Source organism: Pedobacter hiemivivus (assembly GCF_005144565.1).
Classification (GTDB): Bacteria; Bacteroidota; Bacteroidia; order Sphingobacteriales; family Sphingobacteriaceae; genus Pedobacter; species Pedobacter hiemivivus.
On the sequence record NZ_SWDX01000013.1, the window covers coordinates 36317 to 58682 of the forward strand.

The window sequence follows — 22366 nt, forward strand, 5'->3', positions numbered from 1 at the left end:
TTATCTTATTATTATTTAAATGATTAAGAATATATTATCTCTGAATCTACCTTGATCACTTCGGGTTGATGATTGTTTTCATCCTGTAAAGGCTTTCCTGATACTTTTTCTTGTAAATTCTGGAAGATGACAAACAATACAGGGATCAGCATCAGTCCAAGAATTACACCAGAGACCATTCCCCCTGCAGCGCCAATACTGATGGAGTGATTACCTTGAGCTGATGGTCCTGTAGCGATACTCATTGGAAACAATCCTACAACAAACGCTAATGAAGTCATCAGAATTGGGCGTAATCTCAGTCTTGCAGCATCTAAAGCAGCGTTAACCAATGACAAACCTGCCTTGCGACGCTGTATGGCAAATTCGACAATCAAAATAGCATTCTTAGCGAGTAGTCCGATGAGCATGATTAATGCAACCTGTACATAAATGTTGTTTTCTATACCAGTTAAACCAATGGTCACGAACACACCCAATACTCCGGTTGGAACAGATAATATAACTGCTAATGGTAAAATATAGCTTTCATATTGCGCTGCCAGTAAGAAGTATACAAATATTAAACACAGCATAAATACAACGGTAGATTGCCCGTTTGAAGACATTTCTTCCCTGGTTTGCCCAGAAAATTCAAATCCATACCCTGCTGGCAATTGCTCTTTAGCAACTTCCTGTATTGCATTAATGGCATCACCAGAACTATAGCCTGGTTTTGGAATTGCATTTACCTGGATGGAATTAAAAAGATTGTAGCGGGATGCAGTTTCCGATCCATAAACACGGGATAATTTTACCAATGTTTTTATAGGTACCATCTCCCCTGTTTTATTTTTAACAAACACGCGGTCTATTGCAGATGGATCTGCCCTATCGGCGATATCTGCCTGAACCAATACACGGTAATACTTACCAAAACGATTAAAATCTGAAGCTTGAGCACTACCAAAATAAGCTTGCATGGTTTGTAAAATATCACGCACATTAACGCCCAATTGATTTGCTTTCTCATCATCTACTTCTAATTGCAATTGCGGATAATCAGCTTTAAAAGTGGTAAAGGCTACAGCAATTTCTTTGCGTTTCATCAACTCCCCAATAAAATTATTGGCTATTCCACTAAATTTACCCAGTTTACCACCTGTTTTATCTTGTAAGACAAGATCCAAGGCTTCTACGTTACTAAAACCGGGAACCGTTGGAAAGCTAAAAACGAAGAAACTACCGCCACTTATGGCACCTAACTTACCTCTGATCACCTCCATGATTGCATTGATGTCTTGAACCTTTCCTCTTTCTTTAGTAGGCTTTAACAGTACAAAAACTACTGCTGATGAAGGGCTAGTTGATGAGGTTAGTAAGTTAAATCCTGTTATTGCAGTCACGAATCTTGATGCATCCAAAGAACGTAGTTCTGTTTCCGCCTGTTGCATAACCTTAGCTGTACCATCTAATGAAGTTCCTGAAGGCGTATTTACGGCTATGGCCACGAAACCTTGATCTTCAGTTGGAATAAAGCCTGTAGGTGTAGTACGAACCAACCAGATTGTAGCCAATATAATAATGGCCAATGCACCAATACTTACTACTTTGTTTTTGATTAGGAAACGCAAACCATTAACGTATCTATTGGTCATTGCATTGAAGCTGCTATTAAATCCAGCGAAGAATTTCTCTTTAAAGCCTTTTTTAGTGCTTTCTGCTTGACCTGTGTGGTTACTCTTTAAAAACAAAGCAGCCAAGGCTGGACTTAAGGTTAAGGCATTAATGGCGGATATAATAATTGCTGTCGCCATAGTAAAAGCGAACTGCCTGTAGAAAACACCTGTTGAACCTTCGAGGAATCCTACAGGTAAAAATACAGCGGACATCACTAAGGTAATGGAAATGATAGCTCCACTGATCTCATGCATGGCCTCATGAGTGGCTTGTTTTGCACCTATGTGCTTATGTTCCATTTTAGCATGTACAGCCTCGACGACTACAATCGCATCATCTACCACAATACCTATGGCAAGTACCAACGCAAATAAAGTGAGCAGGTTAATAGAGAAACCAAAGAGCTGCATAAAGAAGAAAGTACCCAAAATAGCCACGGGAACAGCAATGGCAGGGATTAATGTTGATCTAAAATCCTGAAGGAATATAAATACAACGATGAATACCAGGATAAATGCCTCGATAAGTGTGTGTACAACTTGTTCAATGGATTGATCGAGCGCTACTTTTGTACTGTAAAATATATTGTGCTTCACACCTGCAGGAAAATCTTTAGCTGATTTCTCCATCAGTTTGTTGATGGCGATCTGGATTTCATTAGCATTAGAACCTGCTAATTGAATAATTCCCAGCACAACCCCTTTTTTACCATTCAAACGGGTAAGACTGTTATAGGAATAAGCGCCAAATTCAACTCTGCCTACATCCTTTAAATGCAATACGGACCCATCTGAATTAGATCGGATCGCTATATTTTCGTATTCTTCTGGTTTTGTAAGTTTGCCTTTATATTTAATTACATATTCAAAAACCTCATTGCTACGTTCGCCAAAACGTCCTGGTGCAGCTTCTAAACTTTTATCTTGTATCGCAGCCATCACTTCATTAGGTGTGATTTTATAGCTTGCCATTTGAGTTGGATTTAACCAAATCCGCATCGAGTAATCCTTAACACCACCAAATATACTGGCTGATCCTACACCGGGAATACGTTTAATTTCAGGTATAATGTTTATTTGCGCATAGTTGGCTATGAAAGTCTGATCGTATTTACTTTCATCCTCGGTGTACATTCCGATAGCCATGATAAAGCTATTTTGCTGTTTCGCCGTAATGATCCCTTGCTGTACAACTTCCGATGGCAATTGACTGGTTGCTTGTGTAACACGATTTTGTACGTTTACAGCAGCCTGATCCGGATCCGTTCCTAGCTTAAAATAAACGGTGATGGCCAAAGTACCGTCGTTACTGGCTGTTGAACTCATGTAACTCATGTTTTCGACACCATTGATGGATTCTTCCAATGATGGCGCCACAGAGCGTAGCACGGTTTCGGCATTGGCACCAGGGTAATTGGCCGTCACCAATACAGAAGGCGGTGCAATATCCGGAAACTGCTGTAATGGTAATTTAGTAAGGCTTAATACTCCAAGTATGACCAACAAAATGGAGATTACAGTAGCCAACACCGGCCTTTGTATAAATATTTTGAACATGATTGTTAATGTTTTAAAGTGTAATTAGTTTTTAGCGACTTTGTCAGTTGCTCTTTGTGGCGCAATCACTGCGCCCTCCTGTAGGCGGTCTAGACCACTTAACACAATCTGATCACCGGCTTTTATACCATCCTTTACCAGGTAATTGGTTCCTGTTTTACCAATTACAGTAATGGCTTGTTTTTTAACCTTGTTGCTATCTGCAAGTGCGAATACGAATATCTTATCCTGCACTTCTATCGTAGCAATCTGTGGCACCACAAGCATATTGTCGTGTTGCAAGCTCAATCGTATTTTTCCGGTATTGCCCGATCTTAATAAGCCCTGTGGATTAGGGAATTTGGCCCGTACCGTAATGGCACCTGTAGTTTTATCAAACTGACCATCTATGACGTCTATTTTTCCTAACCTGGCATATTCAGTATTGTCGGCCAGAATCAATTTTACTGCAGGTAGTTGTTTGATCTTATCATTTAGCGTTTGTCCGGGATATTGTTCCTTAAAGTTCACAAAATCCTTTTCGCCAAGCGCAAAATATACATGTACATCATGCACATCCGACAATTGGGTCAAAGCATCCACATCAGCTGGAGCCACCAAGCTACCTTGTTTTTTAGCTAATCGGCCGATATAACCACTTACAGGAGCTTTAATTAGTGTATAGCCAAGGTTTATAGAAGCTGTAGAAACGTTTGCTTTTGCCTGCTCTATATTCGCTTTTGCAACTTGTGCGGTAGCTTTGGCCGACTTTAACTGAAATTCAGAGATTACTTTATTCTGAACCAGTGGCGTTAAACGCTCTACTTCTAACTGTGCGTTAATCAAAGCAGCTTCTGCCGAATGCTGTGCTGCAACTGCATTATTTAAAGAGGCACGATATTGTTGATCATTAATTTTAAATATCGGCTGACCGGCATTTACAAAGGCACCTTCATCAACATACACTTTCTCTAAGCTTCCGCTAACCTGAGGTCGAACTTCAACATTAACAGTACCCTCTATAGCAGCTGGATACTCTTGAAAGGTTGTCTCTGTACCTGAAGTTACACTTGCTACCGGTAAAGCTGGTGGTGCAGGTGCTGTAGCCTGAGGAGTTTTACTAGTGCAACTATATAAAAAAAGGGCAAATATCAGGGCTATTGCCTTTGCAACGTTATTAGATGATCTAACAGCGTTAAGTAATAATGGGTAAAAGGATTTATATTTCATGAGAATTGATTTTATTAATTTATGATTATAACGTATGTAAGTGATTTAACAGTGTTAAGTAGTTCTAGAAAAAAACAGGCTTTCTTGTAAAGCCTGCAAAAAATTAATCGTTTATGTATTTAATAATACCTTTTAAAGCGTCTTTTAAAATATGCTGATTCATCTCCTCGTCTCTTCCTTTATTTACCATATTGATAGAGATCAGACCATGTATAATAGACCAAAAAGTATAATACTTCCTGCATATTACCCCTTCTTCTGGCTGTTCAGCTTTCATTAGGTCTTTAATGGTGTCAAAAAACAAATTATCCAGAAACTCCATTTCCGGCACCTTTGCTTTCTTTTGTTCGCAGCAAACCATATCTACGCCGAACATTAACTGGTAATACTCTTTGTGTTTAAAGGCAAAATTCCAGTAGGCAGTCCACATGGCTTCCAATTGTTCCTCAGTTTTTTCGTATTTGCCTTTAGCAGCTTTAACATTTTTACCAAGTAATATGTACCCCTGCCGGGTTAATTCAAGTAAGATTCCTTCTTTATTGGTAAAATACTCGTAAATAATTGGGGCTGTATACTCTATCTTATCTGCAATTTTTCTCATGCTTAGCGCTTGCCAGCCATCCTCTTTAACGATTTGTAAGGCTGCTTCAAGGATATTTGTCCTCGTTTCTTCTTTTAGCCTTTGTATGCGTTCTTTACTTCCCATTACATTTTGTCAAGATGTATAAATAATCTAACACCGTTAAGCAAATGTAAAAACAGTTCTTCAAGAATCCATCATTCATTTGTCAATAAATGATTTATTAAAATAAATTTAAGCTTATCGCCTTAATAATCGCAAATTAGCGTTTCTATTTAAAGAGGAAGAGTATGACCGTTACATTAAGAGATATTGCTAAAGCGCTTAATTTATCTATTTCTACAATTTCAAAGGCTTTAAATGATAGTCATGAAATTGGCTCCGAGACGAAGAAAAAGGTTTTAGATTATGCTAAACAGCATCATTATTCACCCAATAGAATGGCTAAGGGCCTAAAAGAAGGCAAAAGCAGATCTATTGGTGTTGTAGTATGTTCTTTAGATAATAATGTAATTTCCCAGATGTTGGATGGAATACATAAAGCGAGTAGTGATAAATCTTATCAGATCATTATCATGCAAAGCAAGGAATCCGAAAAACTGGAAACTGCCTGTATTGAATTGCTTTATGCGGGTGGCGTTGATGGAATACTGATCTCTCCGGCTTATGAAACGATAAACTTTAGTTACCTGAATTCTTTACAGGCTTCAGGTTTACCTGTAGTTCTTTTTGATCGCTTAATTGATCAGGTTAATACACATAAAGTTGGCGCTGACAATTTCAAGGGTGCTTATGATGCGACTATGCACTTAATTCATAACGGCTACAAAAACATTGCGCACTTAAATACAAATACAATTCTTAGCATTGCTACAGACCGTTTAAACGGCTATAAACAAGCGCTTGAAGATAGTGGAATAAAATACAGACCTGAATTGTTGCGTTCCTGCAATTATACGGATGCAAACAAGTTGAATGAAGACCTCGAACAGGCCATTAAATATTATATGAATTTAGCAGATAAGCCAGATGCTATTTTTACAGCGACTGATCAAATCAGCACCAGATGTTTAGTATGGTTGAATAAATTGGGTTATAAAATCCCTGACGATGTGGCATTGATAGGCTTTACCAATACAGAACTGGCTGATGCAATGAACCCAGCTTTGAGTACAGTACATCAGCCAGCTTTCGAGATTGGTCAGCTTGCTGCTGAGAAACTAATCTCCCTGATTGAAAGAAAAAACCTTGACGATGGTTACGAGACGATTATGCTACCCACCCATATTAAAGTCAGAGCTTCATCGCAACCTCATTCTCTTTAGTAATTTCCGGTAACACCCAGTTCCAATCCGCGTAATTCTGCTAATCCACGTAAACGCCCAATTGCCGAATATCCTGGATTGGTCACTTTGTTTAGGTCATCCAACATCTGGTGGCCATGATCTGGTCTGAATGGTATTGGCTCTGCCCTACGCGCATTTTCTGCAGTAACAGCTTTCATAATTTCATACATATTTACGTCGCCACCCAAATGGTCTGCTTCATAAAAGTTGCCTTCTGCATCCTTGGTTACATTACGAAGGTGTAGGAAGTATACCCGTTCTTTTACCGCTTCAAATATCTCTGGAAGATTGTTTGATACGCCCGCACCCAATGATCCCGTACAATAACAAATACCATTAAAAGGTTTGTCTACACTTCTCAAAATATCTACTAAATCTTCTTTTGTGCTCACAATGCGAGGCAAACCTAGTATGGCATAAGGTGGATCGTCCGGGTGGATGGTCATGTTTATCCCAGTTTCTTCACATACGTCTGCAATTCCATTTAAGAAATAAGCCAGGTTTTTCTTTAGTCCCTCTCTACCAATGGTTTTATATTCTTCGATACTGGCACGTAAAGCTTCCAGTTCAATTCCTTTTTCGTTGGGTATCCCCATCAGTACATTGATTTTCAACTCATTTAGCTCGTCAGTATTCATCGTAGCAAAACGCTCTTTCGCCCTGTCTTTCAGGCTATCAGAATAATCAGCACCTGCACCTTCCCTTTTCAGGATAAAAAGATCAAAAACAGCAAGGTCCAACCAATTAAAATATAGCGCCTTTGAACCGTCGGCCATGGTTAGATCCAATTGCGTACGTGTCCAATCAAGCACTGGCATAAAATTATAGCATACTGTTTTGATGCCACATTTAGCCAGGTTTCTTAGTGATTCTCTATAATTCTCAATATAGTGATCTGCATCAGCTCTGTGCGTTTTGATGGCTTCATGAACAGGTACACTTTCTACCACTGCCCATGTTAATCCAGCAGCTTCAATAATTGCTTTTCTTTCGATGATGTCTTCCAACGGCCATATCTCGCCATGCGGAATATGGTGTAATGCGCTAACAATTCCTGTAGCACCTGCTTGCTTTACATCTTGCAAACTAACTGGATCTATTGGTCCATACCAACGCCAGGTTTGTAATAACTTATGTTTTGCTGTATTCATTTTATATCGTTGTTATCAATTTTAAACGCCACTGTAAGCATTAAATCCGCCATCAACCAAAATGGTTTCTCCATTTACAAAGGCCGATGCATCACTTAATAAATAAATTAATGTACCATTTAGTTCTTCTGGACTACCCAAACGGCCAAATGGAGTATGGTTTACAAAGCGTTGTGCACGATCTGTAAAAGTTCCATCGGGATTGGTTAGTAACGAACGGTTCTGCTCTGTTAAGAATACGCCCGGTGCTAATGCATTTACCCTCACTTTATCTCCGTAACGCTGCGCCAGTTCAACTGCCATCCATTTGGTATAACCTTCTATCGCATTTTTGCCCATTGTATAGCCTAAAACACGTGTTAAAGGACGTTGTGCCGCTAATGATGAGATGTTAACAATAGATCCTTTACCTTTCTCGGCAATTACCCGTCCAAAAACATGTGTAGGGTAAACTGTACCAAATAGATTTAATTCAACTGCTTTTTGAGTATCGGCAATATTTATATCGAATAGGTTCTGATCAGGAGAGATAGTTGCACCCGGAATGTTTCCACCTGCTGCATTTACCAATCCATCAATTGTACCCCAAGTACTTAATATTTGATTTTTAGCCTCTATTAGTGCTGCTTCATTCAATACATCTGTGATCACCGCAATCGCCTCACCTCCATTTGCTGTAATGGCTCTCACACGCTCATTGGCTTTCTCTTCATTTCGGCCCAGAATGGCAACCTTTGCCCCTGCTGCTGCAACGGCTAATGCAAAAGATTCTCCTAATACACCTGTCGCTCCTGTGATTACGATTACCTTGTTTTCCAGCGAAAACAGATCTTTGCTATTCATATAATCTATTTAAAATGGGTTAATTAATTCTATCAATGTTAATGAAATTTAATGTTTGATGTCAATAATCGGAACTAAATATTTACGAAATCGTTTGAAATTTATTAAATAAATTAGTTTACTTCTATTTAATTGCAAGAACCTGTATTATTGCAATCTGAAATTATTATATATATGCTAAATCAAGAAAACATATTGGTGTTTGGTGAATTGCTGCTGCGGTTCAGTTCTACTGAAGATCAATTTATTTCTAAAAATCACACTGTTTCTTTATTTCCTGGTGGCTCTGAAGCAAATGTTTCGGCCTCATTAGGTCAATGGAATATTCCATGTGCTTATGTAAGTTGTGTACCAGACAACGCATTGGCGAACAATGCACTTCAGGCTTTGCAAGAGTTGGGCGTAAATACAACTAAAACTGTACTACAAGGAAGTAGACTAGGTTTATACTTTTTGCTTTCAGCTAATGGTTTAACCAGTGGAGAAGTTGTTTATGACAGGAAATTCTCCTCATTTAGCAGCCTTACTCCTGGAACAATTGATTGGGAAAAGGTACTGGATGGTCATACCTGGTTTCATTGGACCGCTTTAACCCCTGCACTGAGTGAAAACATGGCTGCTGTGTGTAAGGAAGCCCTAATCGCTGCAAGAAAAAAAGGATTAAAAATATCTGTAGATCTAAATTATAGAAGCAGATTGTGGGATTATGGAAAGCAGCCTATTGATGTGATGCCTGAATTGGTTGAGTACTGCGATGTAATTATGGGTAATATCTGGGCCGCAAATAAAATGCTTGGTATCCCTGTAGATGAAAAATTAGATCGTCAAACTTCTGCTGAAGATTATGCAATTCATGCCAATGCTTCGGCAAAAGCTGTCTTCAACCGTTTCCCGCAGTGTAAGCATATAGCTAATACCTTCCGGTTTATGGACAATCCTAAGCATAATTTGTTTTATGGAACTTACCATACACCTGATAACAATTACATTTCTTCTATATTGGAAACGAATGAAGTTGTGGATAGAATTGGTAGTGGTGATGCTTTTATGGCAGGTTTAATTTATGGATTAACCAGCAGTAATGATGGTCAGGAGATTATAGACAAGGCAACCTCATCTGGTTATAAAAAGCTTTTTGTAAAAGGCGATTTTGGTGACGGCTCTATTTAATAAAAATAACAACAGATTGTAACGATAAAATAATCATATACAGATGAAAACAGAAACAAACCCTTTAAAAGTCATTCAGGACTATCCGGTTATCCCGGTTTATTATAATGAAGATGCTCAAACCTGTATAGAAGTAGTAAAGGCAAGTTATGCCGGTGGTATTCGCGTATTTGAATTCACAAACAGAGGACCGAAAGCACCAGAAAATTTTAAAGCATTATTAGCTTATAGAAATGAACACTTTCCTGATATGAAGCTTGGGATAGGTACTATAAAAACAGTAGCACAGGCGGAAGCTTACATCGAACTTGGCGCTGATTTTATCGTTAGTCCTATTGTAAGAGCAGATCTTGCCGAAATAACAGCTTTGCACAATATATTATGGGTACCGGGATGTATGACGCCTACTGAAATTAATTTGGCTGAAGAACTTGGTGCACCCTTGGTTAAGCTTTTCCCTGGAGATACTTTAGGTATAGGATTTTTAAAAGCAATTAAGCCATTGTTTCCTAATCTCAAATTTATGCCAACAGGTGGTGTTGATGTAAATAAGGAAAATATTGACAATTGGTTAAATGCAGGTGTTACTGCTTTAGGCTTTGGTTCTAAATTGTTTCAGCAACCTGAAAATGCCAAAGATTATAATTGGCTAACAGAACGTTGCCAATTGCTTATAACCTTAGTTAAAGGTTAATTTAGGTATAAATTTAAAGAACCTTGATCAGCTGTTAAGTTGACAAGGTTCTTTAAATTTATTGAAAGCCTTAATTACTTCTTTTGATCTTCTCTATCGTAGAGGTCAATCAATTTACTCTGTAACCGGATCACAGAATTTTCCAATGTGGTAATCTTTTCTTTTAGCTGCTGGATAAGCTGCTCTTGTTCGCTAGCACCCTCTTCCCCAATATCAAGGAATTCTCTAAGGGTTAGACCATGAACCTTCGCTATTTGATTTATCCTGCTAAAGTTTGGATCTGTGATGCTAGTTTCTAGTTTTGAATACGCCGGGATTGATATCTCCAATTGGTCAGCCATTGCCTTTTGGTTAACTCCCATCTTTTGACGTAAGATCCTAAATTTTTCACCTAAAGTTTTCATAATTTACGAAGTATATCTTTGTGAACTTTTTTATATAATAAAATTAAGAATTATTTAATAAAATATTGTAATATTCTTATAATATTGTGAAATAAAATACGAAATTCTATTTCTCAGATTAAATAATTATCCAATAATCCTTTAAAGGGAAGGTATACACACAGAATATAAGTGTATCGAAATTTACTTTTTAGATTGTCTGAAGATAAAAGCTGCGAGTATTATAGCTACCGAAAGCCCTGAAAGCCCGGGGAAAGTGATAAACAAGAATAGTAAAGCAGAAACTGCGCACAACGCGAGAATAAACAGAAAGCCCTGTAAAAAAGTATCCATCTTAAATGCTGCAAGTAGTGCGAACAGGACAAATGTAATCGCCAGAATATTTATAAACATATGCAAATATGCATATTCAATGTTAAGTTAATGTTAACAGGAATGTTTTTTGATGTTTTGTGAATAAAAATGACAAAAGCCCTGCGTAGCGTAGCATGCAGGGCTTTGTTTAAAACACAAGAAGAAATTAAACTGAGGTTAAATGTGATTAATAATCGTCATTTAAAGCAAAAATAGGCTTTCTAGACATCCACTTTCCGCTTGTAAAATCAGGAAAGTCAACTGTCTCATTACCCATTTCTATAGATTGTTCGCTTAAAGGCGTAATTGCACTCCATGCAGCCGCATCGTATACATCCATTGGTGTTGGTTCGTTACGCTTTGCAGCTTCAATAAAGGCGTGTATAACAAAGAAGTCCATACCACCGTGACCAGCGCCTTCAGCATCACTACCATACTTTTTCCATAGCGGGTGGTCGTACTTTGCCAACCATTTATCTTGCGCATCCCATTGATGTGGTTTGCTCACTCCCTCTACATAGATACTTTTATTTACATCCATCCAAAGTCCTTTAGTTCCTTGCACTCTAAAGCCTAAAGAATATGGTCTTGGAAGATTGGTATCGTGTTGCAGAATTATCGTTTCTCCATTCGCGCAATCAATTGTAGTGGTTACAATATCACCCAAGCGGAAATTAATTTTCGCATTTGGATGATTTTCTCCGCCTTTCTCCACGATATAGTTGTGTAATCCCCTTGATTTTGTAGCAAATGAGTTTAGTTTAAGGAATTTATTTCCCCTGTTGATGTTAATACAATTGGCAACCGGACCAATACCATGCGTTGGATAAAGATCTCCATTGCGGTGTACGGAATGGTTAGTTCTCCATTTTGCTTCAGAGAAGCCTTTCTCATTAAACTCTACACCCCCACCATAAGGTTTTACACCATCATTAAATTTAACTTCTCTCAAATCATGTTGGTATCCACCTTGCAGATGAAGGATTTCACCAAACACGCCTTGTCTTACCATATTTAAAGCAGCGAGTACATCTCTGCGATAGCAAACATTTTCAAGCATCATTACATGCGCGTCATGCTTTTCTGCTGCCTGTACAACATCCCAATGATCTTGTAGTGTAATACCTAAGATAACTTCGGTGGCTATATATTTAAGTCCTGATTCCATAGACTTAATGATCATTTCTTTATGCCATTCCCATGGAGTGGATATCACTACTGCCTTCAATCCTTTAGTTGTTTCCAACATCTTTTTCCAAGCGTAATCATCACCCATAAAAATTTTAGGCATTGGCTTACCGCTTTTAGCGATCATTGCCTTAGCACTGCTCAACATACGATCATCTATATCACATATAGCAACCAAATCAACATCGGATCTCTTTAACAACAGATTTAAATGGTTCTGACCACGTAAACCTACGCCTATCATTGCTACTTTTATTTTATCAGCCCCGGTACTGGCAAATAAAGAATTACTTGGTAAAACTGTCGCAGCAGCAGCGGTAATGCTACTGTTCTTAACAAATTCTCTTCTGTTCATATTATTTAGTTCATTTTATGTGTTTAGTTTAGCTACGCATATTATTCCTACAAATGAATAATAGCCCCAAGTTATAGAACTATCTAGCTAACCCAATAAATTAAAAGCTAAAAAAACACACAAACGTTTGCGTGATATCTCCTGCATTTGCCCCTTAAAATTAGGACTGATTGCAGTTTTTTATTAAAATGTTAAAGTTTATTTTAATATTTGAAGATGATGCCGGACAAACCAACCACTATTAAGGAGATTGCCAAAATACTTAAGATTTCAGTTTCTACCGTATCAAGAGCATTACATGACCATTCTAGTATCGGTTTAACTACGAAAATGCGTGTCAAAAAATTGGCCGCAGAACTTAACTACGAACCAAATCAGCGGGCCATTCAGTTTTTACATGGCAAATCATTTGTAATCGGTGTTATTTTACCCGAATTGTCCGAATCGTTCTTCTCTACTGCTATAAGCGGCATTGAAGACATTGCCTATAAACGGAACTATACTGTGCTATTGGCACAATCTCATGATGATGCCGAAAGAGAAAAACTCCTTGTAGCCAAAATGAAATCCCAAGGTGTTGATGGCTTACTGGTTTCTGTAGCTAAAACCACCAGTACATACGAACATTTTGAGGTTTTTAAAAAATTAAACATTCCCATTGTATTTTTTGATCGCATCCCTCCCATTAAAAACATACACTACGTAAGTTCTAACCTGGAGACAGGTACTTTCGAAGCGGTGAATTTTCTCTTAAAAAAGGGACATCGCACCATAGGTATGATTAATGGACCAGGTACGCTTGTCGCTACTCATGAAAGAAAAGAAGGATATATCCGGGCGATGACCGCAAACCGGTTAAAGTTTGATCCTTCGCTTATTGTAAGCTGCGATTTGTCTGAAGATGGTACAATTAAAGCCATGGATACCTTGTTAAATCATAAACGAAAACCTACTGCTGTGGTAACGTTTAATGATTATGTAGCCTTATTTGCCATGCGATATGCCAAATCTATTGCACTCACTAACCTGGATTTTGTGAGCTATGCCAATCTCCCAATTATTAATTATATGGACCATACGCCAATAGCTTCTGTTGAGCAGTTTCCATATAAGCAAGGTAAAAAAGCTGCCGATATATTGATAGATCTGATCAACAAGCCAAAAAATGAGTCTGGTTCAGAACAGGCCTACTTTAATATTGTGGTCGAATCTGAATTGGTATTGAGCAATCGTAAGTAATTTCGCGCAAACGTTTGCACATCTTTTTAGCCACTTAAATATTTAAGTTTGGTTTATCAACTAGTATACGAAGCACATGTTCGAGAATATTTTAAGTGTCTACGGTTTTGATTCCGATAAAACAATTGTCCAGCCATTTGGTGATGGTTTGATTAACCATACCTGGAAAGTAAATATAGATCACAAAAACTACATTTTACAGCAGGTAAATAACGAAGTGTTTAAGCAGCCTTCCGACATTGATGAGAACCTTACTTTGCTTAGAGATTATTTGAGCAAAGAAAATCCTGATTATCTTTTTGTATCACCTGTTAAAGCCACAAATGGCCAAACTTTAATACATAATGATGCTGGATATTATAGGTTGTTCCCTTTTGTAGAAGGCTCAACTTCCCTCAATGTCTTACAAAATAAGGAAGAGGCGTATGAAGCGGCAAAGCAATTTGGGAAGTTCTCTAGGATCTTAAACGGCTTTAAAGCAGAGGATTTAAACATCACCATTCCAAATTTTCACAACCTGATATTAAGATATGATCAATTTACTCAAGCCTGCAAAAAGGCATCAGCAAAAAGATTAGAAAAAGCGGCTGATGGTATTCAATTTATTAAGGATCACCAGGGAATTGTGGACATTTTTTCTGAGATCTTAAGTGATAAAAATATCCCACTAAGGGTAATTCATCATGACACAAAAATCAGCAATGTACTTTTTGATAGTCAAAATAAAGGTATATGTGTGATTGATTTGGATACCGTTATGCCTGGCTATTTCATCAGTGACGTTGGTGATATGATGAGAACCTATTTGTGTGAAGCGAGTGAAGAGGAAACAGATTTAACTAAGATTAGCATTAGAAAGCCTTTCTTTAAGGCTATATATGATGGCTATATGTCAGAAATGGAATCGGTATTGACGGCAGCCGAGAAAACCTATTTTACTTATGCTGGTAAGTTTATAATCTACATGCAGGCCATTCGTTTCCTGGCCGATTATCTGCAGAATGATATTTATTATGGGGCTAAATATGAGGATCATAATTTCAACAGAGCCATGAATCAAATTGAGCTGCTAAAAGCATATATGGAACTGGAGAAAGAACTGTAAAAAAGGGCCTTTCATGTAATATGAAAAGCCCTTTTGCAATTATAGAGAGGATATTAATAAAGGATGTTATTGTTTATCCCACCAAACTCTTCCTGTTAGTTTATCTCCACCAGGAATAATAGCAGCAGCCGCCTGTTGATTCGCTCCATTTTTAACAGCTTCCTCTACTGGATAAGGGAAGCGACGTGGTATTGTTCCATTGGTCGCATTACCAGGATAAACCACGGGTGTTAAAACAGGAAAACCAGATCTCCTCCAGTTACACCATGTTTCGTAAAAATCTAGCATTGTATTGGTATGCAGCCAATATTGGGTATTGATCATCTGCAAACCGTTTACGGCATTATATGGATTTGCAGTAGCAAATGTTTCAGCAACACCTTCCGTTATAGCAAGAGTTGCATCATATTGTCCCAAAAAAGTAATTGCAGCCTTTAAACCCTCTTTATAATGTGGGGCAGGAGTACCAGCAATGCCCCATCTTTGTGCGGCCTCTGCAAGCAGAAACTCGCTTTCTGCATAGGTTAAAATAAAAGTTATCCCGTTCTTTTTAATCATACCTGGATTTGGAGAAGAGTAATCCGCGAAAGTAGTAAAAGAAGCGTCTTGTCTAATATCCCTACCTGCCTGTCCACTTAAATCTTTACCATTAGGCATCCCCTTCTGAACTGCAGGATTAGTAATGTAAGCTGGATTTTGGAGCTTTGTTCCATCTGTCAAATACAATTGAGTTACGGCAACTTTACCTAAACGTGGATCATTAGCGCCTTTTAACAAATCAATAAACGTTTTAGACCATTTGGTATAGTAATTTTCTTGCCCACCATCGCCTTGCAAAACCTGGCTATTCCTATTCTGAGTTACTCTTGATCCTGAAACATCATGAGTCACAAAGGCATTGTCATCATTATTTATCATTGTTTTGCCCACAACTTTCTGAGCATAAGCCTTTGCAGTGTTTTCATCAACCTTCGTCAATCTCATAGCAAGACGCAATAGTAAGGTATTACCGAATCGCTTCCATTTATCAATATTCCCCAAAAAAATCACATCACCTGTCACTTTATCACCGCTTGCGTTAAGTGCATTTGTTGCTTCTTCTACTTCTTTTAACAGGTCTGTGTATATAGCTTGCTGACTGTCGTACTTTGGTGTGAAACTGCTTTTATAATAACCCTGACCTGCTTCCGAGTACGGGATGTCACCGTATAGATCTGTAATACGCGACATGATAACGGCCCTCCATATACGTGCCACCTGATGTACATTTGCATATTTTGCATTACCCCTAGTAAACTCCACTACATCAACAACCGGTCTAACCTGTTCAATGTATGCACCAACAGCACTTGTGCCCCAATAGGCCGCTGTATAACCTTCATTAAGTAGGTATTTATCGCCGGCCCAGTAACTTACAACGGTCGAAAAGCCTTGCATCATCGTAGACGCATAGATCAGGTTACCTCTCCAGGTATCGTAAGCAAAATCAATACTTCCTGTATAATTTAACTGTGCTGAAGTCAATAAAAAATTAGGATCGAAACTCGTAGGCCCGTAAGCCACTGGATTTGTATTGATTTCTTTAAAATCTTTTGTACATGATGTGCCCATTAAAATACCAACAAGAGCCACCAGAATATATATATTGAATTTGTTCGTTTTCATTTTTCTGTTTTTTAAAAATTATAACTTAACGCTAAGGTTTAAACCAAATGTTCTAACTGGTGGCACACCCCCAAGTTCTAAGCCTGGAAATGTTGCGTTATAGCTTGATTCTGGATCGATATTGTCCGTTTTCTTCATTAAAATGAATAGATTACGTGCAACCAGGCTAACATTTAAGCTTTTGATTCTATTATTGAACATTTTAGCAGGAAAATTATAACCCAATGTCAATTGTCTGAATTTGATAAAGCTAGCATCCTGAACAAATATATGAGAAGCGTTATTTGCGGTGTTTTCATAAAACTTAGCCGCTGTGGTACCTAATGATTCACGGTTTTCAAGAGTAGCTTTATGTAGACCAAAAATATAACCATAGTAATCAGTTGCAGAGAATACCTTGCCCCCCCATTTACCGTCTATAAGTACCGAAAGCGTTGCACCTTTATAACTAAATTCATTATTCCATCCGGCAAACCATTTATTAAATGCAGATCCATAGGCTTTTAATGCACCTCTTTCAGGTGCGCCCAGCGCATCTTTTAATATATTGCCATTGGCATCATATTTAAAATCAAAAGCCACAACCTGTGCTGCTGCTTTACCTGGGATATTTTGTAAAAATCCAGCTCCAGAGCGTGATGTAGCGATAGGAAGCACATCTAAGCCTGGGGCTAATGACAATACGGTATTGTCATTATAAGTCCCATTTAAAGATGAAGTCCACCTAAAATCATTTTTTCTAATGATCACTCCAGAAATCAAGGCCTCAACGCCCTTATTTTCAATTTCACCAGCGTTTAATACGGCCCCGTTATAACCTGTTGTTGGAGAGGTTGAGATATAGGTGATCTCTTTTTTAGAGTGTTTTTTATATACTGTTGCATCTAAGCTTAACCTGTCATTAAAAAACCTAAGCTCAGCACCAATCTCAAGCTCGCTAGCTGTAGAAGCCTTTAGACTTGAATTAGGAATGAACGGATTATTAATTATCCCCAGAGGGTTACCATTTAAAGTTTCGCTTTTAAAACCATAAGTTAATAAAGTTTGATAGGCATCTGTTGCCTGACCAACGACAGCATAACCAGCTCTTAATTTACCAAAGCTTAAAAATTGTGGCTTCCATATTTCCGAAAATACAAATGAACCACTTACTGAAGGATAAAATACACTGGGATCATTGTCTCTTCCTGGCGTTGCAAGTGTAGAGAACCAATCTTGTCTTCCGCTACCTGTCAAATAAAGAATGTCTTTATAAGCTAATTCCAATGTACCATAAGCAGATTGAGTTTCTACCTCAGTTTCGGTGTAACCTACTGATTTATTTTTAGCGTTCAAGATATTGTAAACACCAAATACAGCATAATCAGTCCCATTATTAGTAAGCTGGTTAATCTTTGTATTTCTGTAGCTGGCCCCTAAGTTTGGTGTTATGGTTAAATTTCCTCCTACCACAAATGACTTACCCAATAATACATCCGCGTTCACATCTGCAAATTTCGTCTTCTGTTCTGCAATTTTACCTGCCGGGTAATAAGCGGTACCAGATGGCACTACATTTTTATAACTGTCAGTATAAGCATCCCTACCTGCCCGGCCTTGCAAAAACAATCCATTATCAAAAGTATAACGGGCATTAACAGAACTGATCAATCTGTCACGTTTAGTATTATTGATAAATTCATAGGCCGCAAACCAAGGATTAGTAGCAAACGTATTTCCAGTATTGTACTGCACCTCTGCCCCTGCAGCATTTTTCCATGGTTTCAGGTCGTTCACATTGATACTGGTTGGAAGAAAGGCAACATTGTAATTGGCATTACCCGCACCGTCAGATACCATTGGTCGATTTTTCACCTGTTCCAAAATGTAATTGGTACGGACATCAAGAGTTAACCGCTTGATAGGCTCAAAAGTACCTACCAGATTAAACGACTGCCTGTCAAGACCAGAATTAGGAACCACAGAATTGTTCTTTACATCATTAGCGGAAAAACGAATTGTACCACCTTCAAATGCTTTATTTAAGGCAATAGTGTTCGACCAGGTACTTCCATTTCTGTAGAAATCTTCAATATTATTCTTTTGAGCAGTATATGGTCTCGAATTGCCATCAAACTGAACTACATTACTACCATCAAGTTTTGCGCCCCAGCTTGAGCCACCAACTTGTCCAGCTCCTAAGGCGGTTATCGGTTTTGCCCCATCAGCGCCCTGTCCGTAAACATACTGCCAGTCGGTACGATCCATCACCTGCTCTATAACATAATTGCTGTTAAAGTCGATACTGTTGCCTTTTCCACTCTTTGTAGTAATCAAAATCACACCACCTTTTGCCCTTGAACCATATAATGCAGAGGCAGCAGCCCCCTTTAACACGGACATAGTTTCTATATCATCAGGGTTCAGGTTACCAATCGCATCACCAAGATCTGGAGCATTGTCCCACTGGCTACCCGAATTACCATTTGGATTGAGATTATTCAAACCCACTGGTTTATTTTCCATTGGCACTCCATTAATAACATATAAAGGCTGATTGGATTGACTTAAACTGGAAACCCCGCGTATAATTACACTTGTTGCCGCACCTGCCCCACCAGCGGTAGAACTAACGTCTAAACCTGCAACTCTACCCACCAGCGAGTTGGCTACATTATTTTCTCTTGCTTGCGTTAGTGACTCTCCCTTTACCTCAGTAACTGAATAACCTAGAGCCCTACGTTCCTTTTTAATACCCAGTGCAGTAACCACAACTTCACTCAATAGCTTGGTATCTTCGGCCAGTTCTATCTCGAAGTTTATTTTATTGTTAACAGCTATTTCCTTACTTTCAAAGCCTGAATATGAAATCACAAGGGTTGCATTAGGCTGTACCAAAATGCTAAACCTGCCATTGATATCAGTTGAAGTACCAGCAGCACTACCTTTTATACGTACACTCGCCCCCGGAAGTGCAGAGCCATACTGGTCCTTAACAATACCTGTAACTTTAATATCCTGAATACGACTGATTACAATTAAACCTGCATCCGAGATAGAGTATTTTAAATTCGTATTGCAAAAAATTGTTGAAAGGATTTCCGATATCGGTGAATTTTTAACACTTAATGTCACATCCTTATTTACTGGAACATTAGCCGAGCTGTAAACAAAATGAAATCCACTTTGTTCTTCGATGATTTTCAACACCTTACTCAACTTGGTCTTCTTAACATCCATAGAGATCTTTTGCTGCGAAAAGACTGTTGCAGATACATTTAGACACGCGACGAAAATGAAAATACACGTTAATTTCATTATGACAATGAATTTTAGGAGCACTTTATAATTAAAGAACTCTTGCACTAAGTAAGAATTAATCATATTTTTGTTTTTTTGGTTGCTTTAGTAATTGGCAGAGATCTGTTTGCGCATAAACTGCCATGCTTTATATCAAAAAAATTAATGGGGGTAGTGCGTCAACACTGCCCCTTATTTTTTATTTCGATATGATAACTTTATTTCCTTTTATTTCATATTTAAAATGTTCTGCACTTTGAAGCGCACGTAATACTTCTACTAAATTCTCATTCTTAAATGTTGCCGTGAAATGGTACCTTTCTATTTCATCGTCAGTAAATACGATCTCCACATTATACCATCTTTCTAAAGTTTTTTTCAGCTCAGCAAAACTCTGGTCCTGAATTTCAAGGCGGTTTTGTGTCCAGGCCATTTCTACAATTGTACTATCACTCGATTTTGTATAGCTATTGATTGTGATTTCCGGACGTTTTACTACAGGACTTGATTGTTTTATATTGGGCAAAACCGGCAAATTTTTATAGAATATCACTTTCTGACTCGGTTTTAAGGTAATTGAGTTACCACCATCCCCCCTACCTTCCATCACGATAATTCCCTTAATCAGCACAGCTTCAGATGTAGGCTCATCTGGATAGGCCTTCACATTAAATGTTGTACCTAAAACATTAATATTAAAATCGGAGGTAATTACCTTAAATGGATTGTTCTTATCGTGCGTTACATCGAAAAATGCCTCACCAACTAAAGTGACTTCCCTGTTTTTGACATTGAAATTTTTATTTAGCAGTAACGTACTCTTGGCATTCAATAAAATTATTGTACCATCGGGTAGTGTAATTTTTTTATGCTCTGCTCCATTTGTACTGTAGTTGGTTACTAAGTTGGCTATTGGTTTTACGCTTACTGTGTTGCTGTAATACATTAGCGCAATACCTGAAATTAGTAAAATTGCAGCGGCAACCTTTAACCAGGTGTAGGATTTGCGAATTTGAACAGCAAAACTTTTCTGATCAAAATCCATGCGTTCCTGCATCAAGTTAACCTGGCTATTTAATGGTTTCTTATGACCACTTAAGATTCCATATAAACGCTTTGCGTCATTAATAGTGGCTTCTTGTTCCGGATGTGCTTTTATGTAGTTTTCCCAATAACTGACGCAAAGTTTATCTTTGCCGGCGCAGTATAGCTGGAAGGTGTTATCTACTAGAAAGTCTTCAATATTGAAAAGACTACGATCAATCATAATGTTTGGCTTTTATAATACCAGTGCCTAAAAATTTCCTTTTTGCCTAAGAAAATTTTACTTTTTTTTTTATTTCTTCGGTTTGGTGGAAGAAATTAATGGCATAGCTATCTTAAGAAGCTGTAATATTTCTAATCTTTGAGTTCTTTCCTAAGTATTTTTAATGCGTCGTAAACCGTATTGTAGGCTGTTTTTATAGTTTGTTCGGTTTGTTCCGCAATTTGCTCATAACTCAAGCCATCAAAGAACTTGAGGTGAATTAATTGTTTCTGTCGGTAGGTTAATTTTTGTAGCGCTGTCTTTAGTTTGTACCGAACAAGCTCATCGGTTTGAACCTTAACGATAAATTCTTCGTACGACATTTCCATCCAGTCGCCTTCGGCACCCGCATTTGCCAGCGCATCATTAATCTTCTGTTTGCGTTCCAGTAAACGTAAAATCTTTCTTTTTAGAAACGTGCGGAGATAAGCTGGGACGTTATCTACCCTATTTAATTGTTGGTGCTTCTCCCAAATGGTGGTAAACACCAAATCAGTAGCTTCACCAGAGGTTTCGGCATCCCCGCAGACACGTATGCCAAAATTCACAAGATCATAATAGAGAGCTCTATAAAGATCAAAAAATGCATCATGATCTCCTATCCGCAAACGCTCCCACAACAGATGATGCACAAGTTTATTATCCATTTGGTTAGTTTAGGTAAAAGCAATGTTAAGAAAAAAAATCAATAATACATTCAGATATTAGGCGTACTTAATTTAAAAATCTATGATTGGATTTCATATAAAATGTTTAATTTACAGGCATATATATAGATATTATGTATACATCTAAACTCAAGCTCACTCTCCACTGGTTACTATTTACTGCAGGATTTTATATATTCTGGGGTCTTGCCTATCTCATTTTGGCGAAATTTGCTATTTCTGAATTTAATAGGTTTAAACATACTCAAGGAAATGTATGGACTCAGCTAACGGCGACTGACATTTTTTGGTACGCCATGTTTATTTTCGGAATTGCAATATCAATTTTTGTGATCAGGGTATTTATCAAATATGCACCTAATCGAAAAATAGCGGCAGCGATTTATGCCTTATTAATTATAGTATCTGTAGGGATATTGGTTGATAAGCTTTTAGAGACAACAACATTCTACCTCATTCTACCTCATATCATCATTAATGTAGCTTTTCTAGTGCCAATAGTGCTAACGTTCTTTAAGGAACCGGAAATTATCGATGAAGAGGAAGAGCTGGATCAGGATGATCAATAAGGGGAAATAAAAAACGCTGTATCATT

Annotated in this window: 17 protein-coding genes; 6 read left to right on the forward strand and 11 right to left on the reverse strand. The window is 37.9% G+C overall.

The features are described 5' to 3' along the window. Positions 1–23: 23 nt before the first annotated feature. From FBD94_RS23235 to FBD94_RS23245, 3 genes are all read right to left on the reverse strand, one after another. A complete protein-coding gene (locus FBD94_RS23235; protein ID WP_136882004.1) occupies positions 24–3215 on the reverse strand; it encodes an efflux RND transporter permease subunit in 3192 nt (1063 codons plus the stop codon). Between the two features lie 24 nt (positions 3216–3239). Further along, the gene (locus FBD94_RS23240) at positions 3240–4424 is read right to left on the reverse strand and encodes an efflux RND transporter periplasmic adaptor subunit (RefSeq protein ID WP_136882005.1); all 1185 of its coding nucleotides are present in this window, start codon (positions 4422–4424) and stop codon (positions 3240–3242) included. Between the two features lie 103 nt (positions 4425–4527). After that, entirely contained in the window at positions 4528–5130 is a 603-nt protein-coding gene (locus tag FBD94_RS23245; protein WP_131610664.1) for a TetR/AcrR family transcriptional regulator, read from the reverse strand. A 164-nt stretch (positions 5131–5294) separates the two neighbouring features. Here FBD94_RS23245 and FBD94_RS23250 point away from each other — a divergent pair, with 164 nt between their 5' ends. Beyond that, complete coding sequence (locus FBD94_RS23250; protein WP_131610663.1) at positions 5295–6329, forward strand: LacI family DNA-binding transcriptional regulator; 1035 nt, start codon at positions 5295–5297, stop codon at positions 6327–6329. On the opposite strand, the gene uxuA is transcribed toward FBD94_RS23250, so the two are convergent. Together uxuA and FBD94_RS23260 are read right to left on the reverse strand one after the other, a co-directional pair. Next, positions 6326–7501: a mannonate dehydratase gene (uxuA, locus tag FBD94_RS23255; protein ID WP_136882006.1), complete on the reverse strand. Its 1176-nt coding sequence runs from the start codon at positions 7499–7501 to the stop codon at positions 6326–6328. The genes FBD94_RS23250 and uxuA overlap by 4 nt on opposite strands. A 21-nt stretch (positions 7502–7522) precedes the next feature. Then, positions 7523–8344, reverse strand: a complete 822-nt coding sequence (locus tag FBD94_RS23260; RefSeq protein ID WP_136882007.1) for an SDR family oxidoreductase — start codon at positions 8342–8344, stop codon at positions 7523–7525. Positions 8345–8518: 174 nt separating this feature from the next. On the opposite strand from FBD94_RS23260, the gene FBD94_RS23265 reads away from it, so the two are divergent. Both FBD94_RS23265 and FBD94_RS23270 read left to right on the forward strand, forming a co-directional pair. Next, a complete protein-coding gene (locus FBD94_RS23265; RefSeq protein ID WP_136882008.1) occupies positions 8519–9514 on the forward strand; it encodes a sugar kinase in 996 nt (331 codons plus the stop codon). Positions 9515–9557: 43 nt separating this feature from the next. Further along, a complete protein-coding gene (locus tag FBD94_RS23270; RefSeq protein ID WP_136882009.1) occupies positions 9558–10208 on the forward strand; it encodes a beta/alpha barrel domain-containing protein in 651 nt (216 codons plus the stop codon). Positions 10209–10282: 74 nt separating this feature from the next. On the opposite strand, the gene FBD94_RS23275 is transcribed toward FBD94_RS23270, so the two are convergent. After that, positions 10283–10612, reverse strand: a complete 330-nt coding sequence (locus FBD94_RS23275; RefSeq protein WP_131610658.1) for a helix-turn-helix domain-containing protein — start codon at positions 10610–10612, stop codon at positions 10283–10285. A gap of 541 nt (positions 10613–11153) precedes the next feature. Further along, the gene (locus tag FBD94_RS23280; RefSeq protein ID WP_136882010.1) at positions 11154–12509 is read right to left on the reverse strand and encodes a Gfo/Idh/MocA family protein; all 1356 of its coding nucleotides are present in this window, start codon (positions 12507–12509) and stop codon (positions 11154–11156) included. A 216-nt stretch (positions 12510–12725) separates the two neighbouring features. On the opposite strand from FBD94_RS23280, the gene FBD94_RS23285 reads away from it, so the two are divergent. Together FBD94_RS23285 and FBD94_RS23290 are read left to right on the forward strand one after the other, a co-directional pair. Then, positions 12726–13748, forward strand: coding sequence for a LacI family DNA-binding transcriptional regulator (locus tag FBD94_RS23285; protein WP_136882011.1), 1023 nt, complete (start codon positions 12726–12728; stop codon positions 13746–13748). Positions 13749–13824: 76 nt separating this feature from the next. Then, a complete protein-coding gene (locus FBD94_RS23290; RefSeq protein WP_136882012.1) occupies positions 13825–14853 on the forward strand; it encodes a phosphotransferase enzyme family protein in 1029 nt (342 codons plus the stop codon). Positions 14854–14919: 66 nt separating this feature from the next. On the opposite strand, the gene FBD94_RS23295 is transcribed toward FBD94_RS23290, so the two are convergent. From FBD94_RS23295 to FBD94_RS23310, 4 genes are all read right to left on the reverse strand, one after another. Further along, positions 14920–16518: a SusD/RagB family nutrient-binding outer membrane lipoprotein gene (locus tag FBD94_RS23295; RefSeq protein ID WP_136882013.1), complete on the reverse strand. Its 1599-nt coding sequence runs from the start codon at positions 16516–16518 to the stop codon at positions 14920–14922. Between the two features lie 18 nt (positions 16519–16536). Continuing rightward, positions 16537–19737 (reverse strand): SusC/RagA family TonB-linked outer membrane protein, encoded by a 3201-nt coding sequence (locus FBD94_RS23300; protein ID WP_235884629.1) that lies wholly within the window; start codon positions 19735–19737, stop codon positions 16537–16539. Between the two features lie 259 nt (positions 19738–19996). Beyond that, positions 19997–21064 carry a FecR family protein gene (locus tag FBD94_RS23305; protein ID WP_136882014.1) on the reverse strand — a complete coding sequence of 356 codons (1068 nt, stop codon included), beginning with the start codon at positions 21062–21064 and terminating at the stop codon, positions 19997–19999. 131 nt (positions 21065–21195) lie between these two features. Beyond that, positions 21196–21750 (reverse strand): RNA polymerase sigma factor, encoded by a 555-nt coding sequence (locus tag FBD94_RS23310; RefSeq protein ID WP_136882015.1) that lies wholly within the window; start codon positions 21748–21750, stop codon positions 21196–21198. Between the two features lie 134 nt (positions 21751–21884). Between FBD94_RS23310 and FBD94_RS23315 the strand changes: the two genes are divergently transcribed. Further along, positions 21885–22340 carry a hypothetical protein gene (locus FBD94_RS23315; protein ID WP_136882016.1) on the forward strand — a complete coding sequence of 152 codons (456 nt, stop codon included), beginning with the start codon at positions 21885–21887 and terminating at the stop codon, positions 22338–22340. Positions 22341–22366 lie beyond the last annotated feature (26 nt).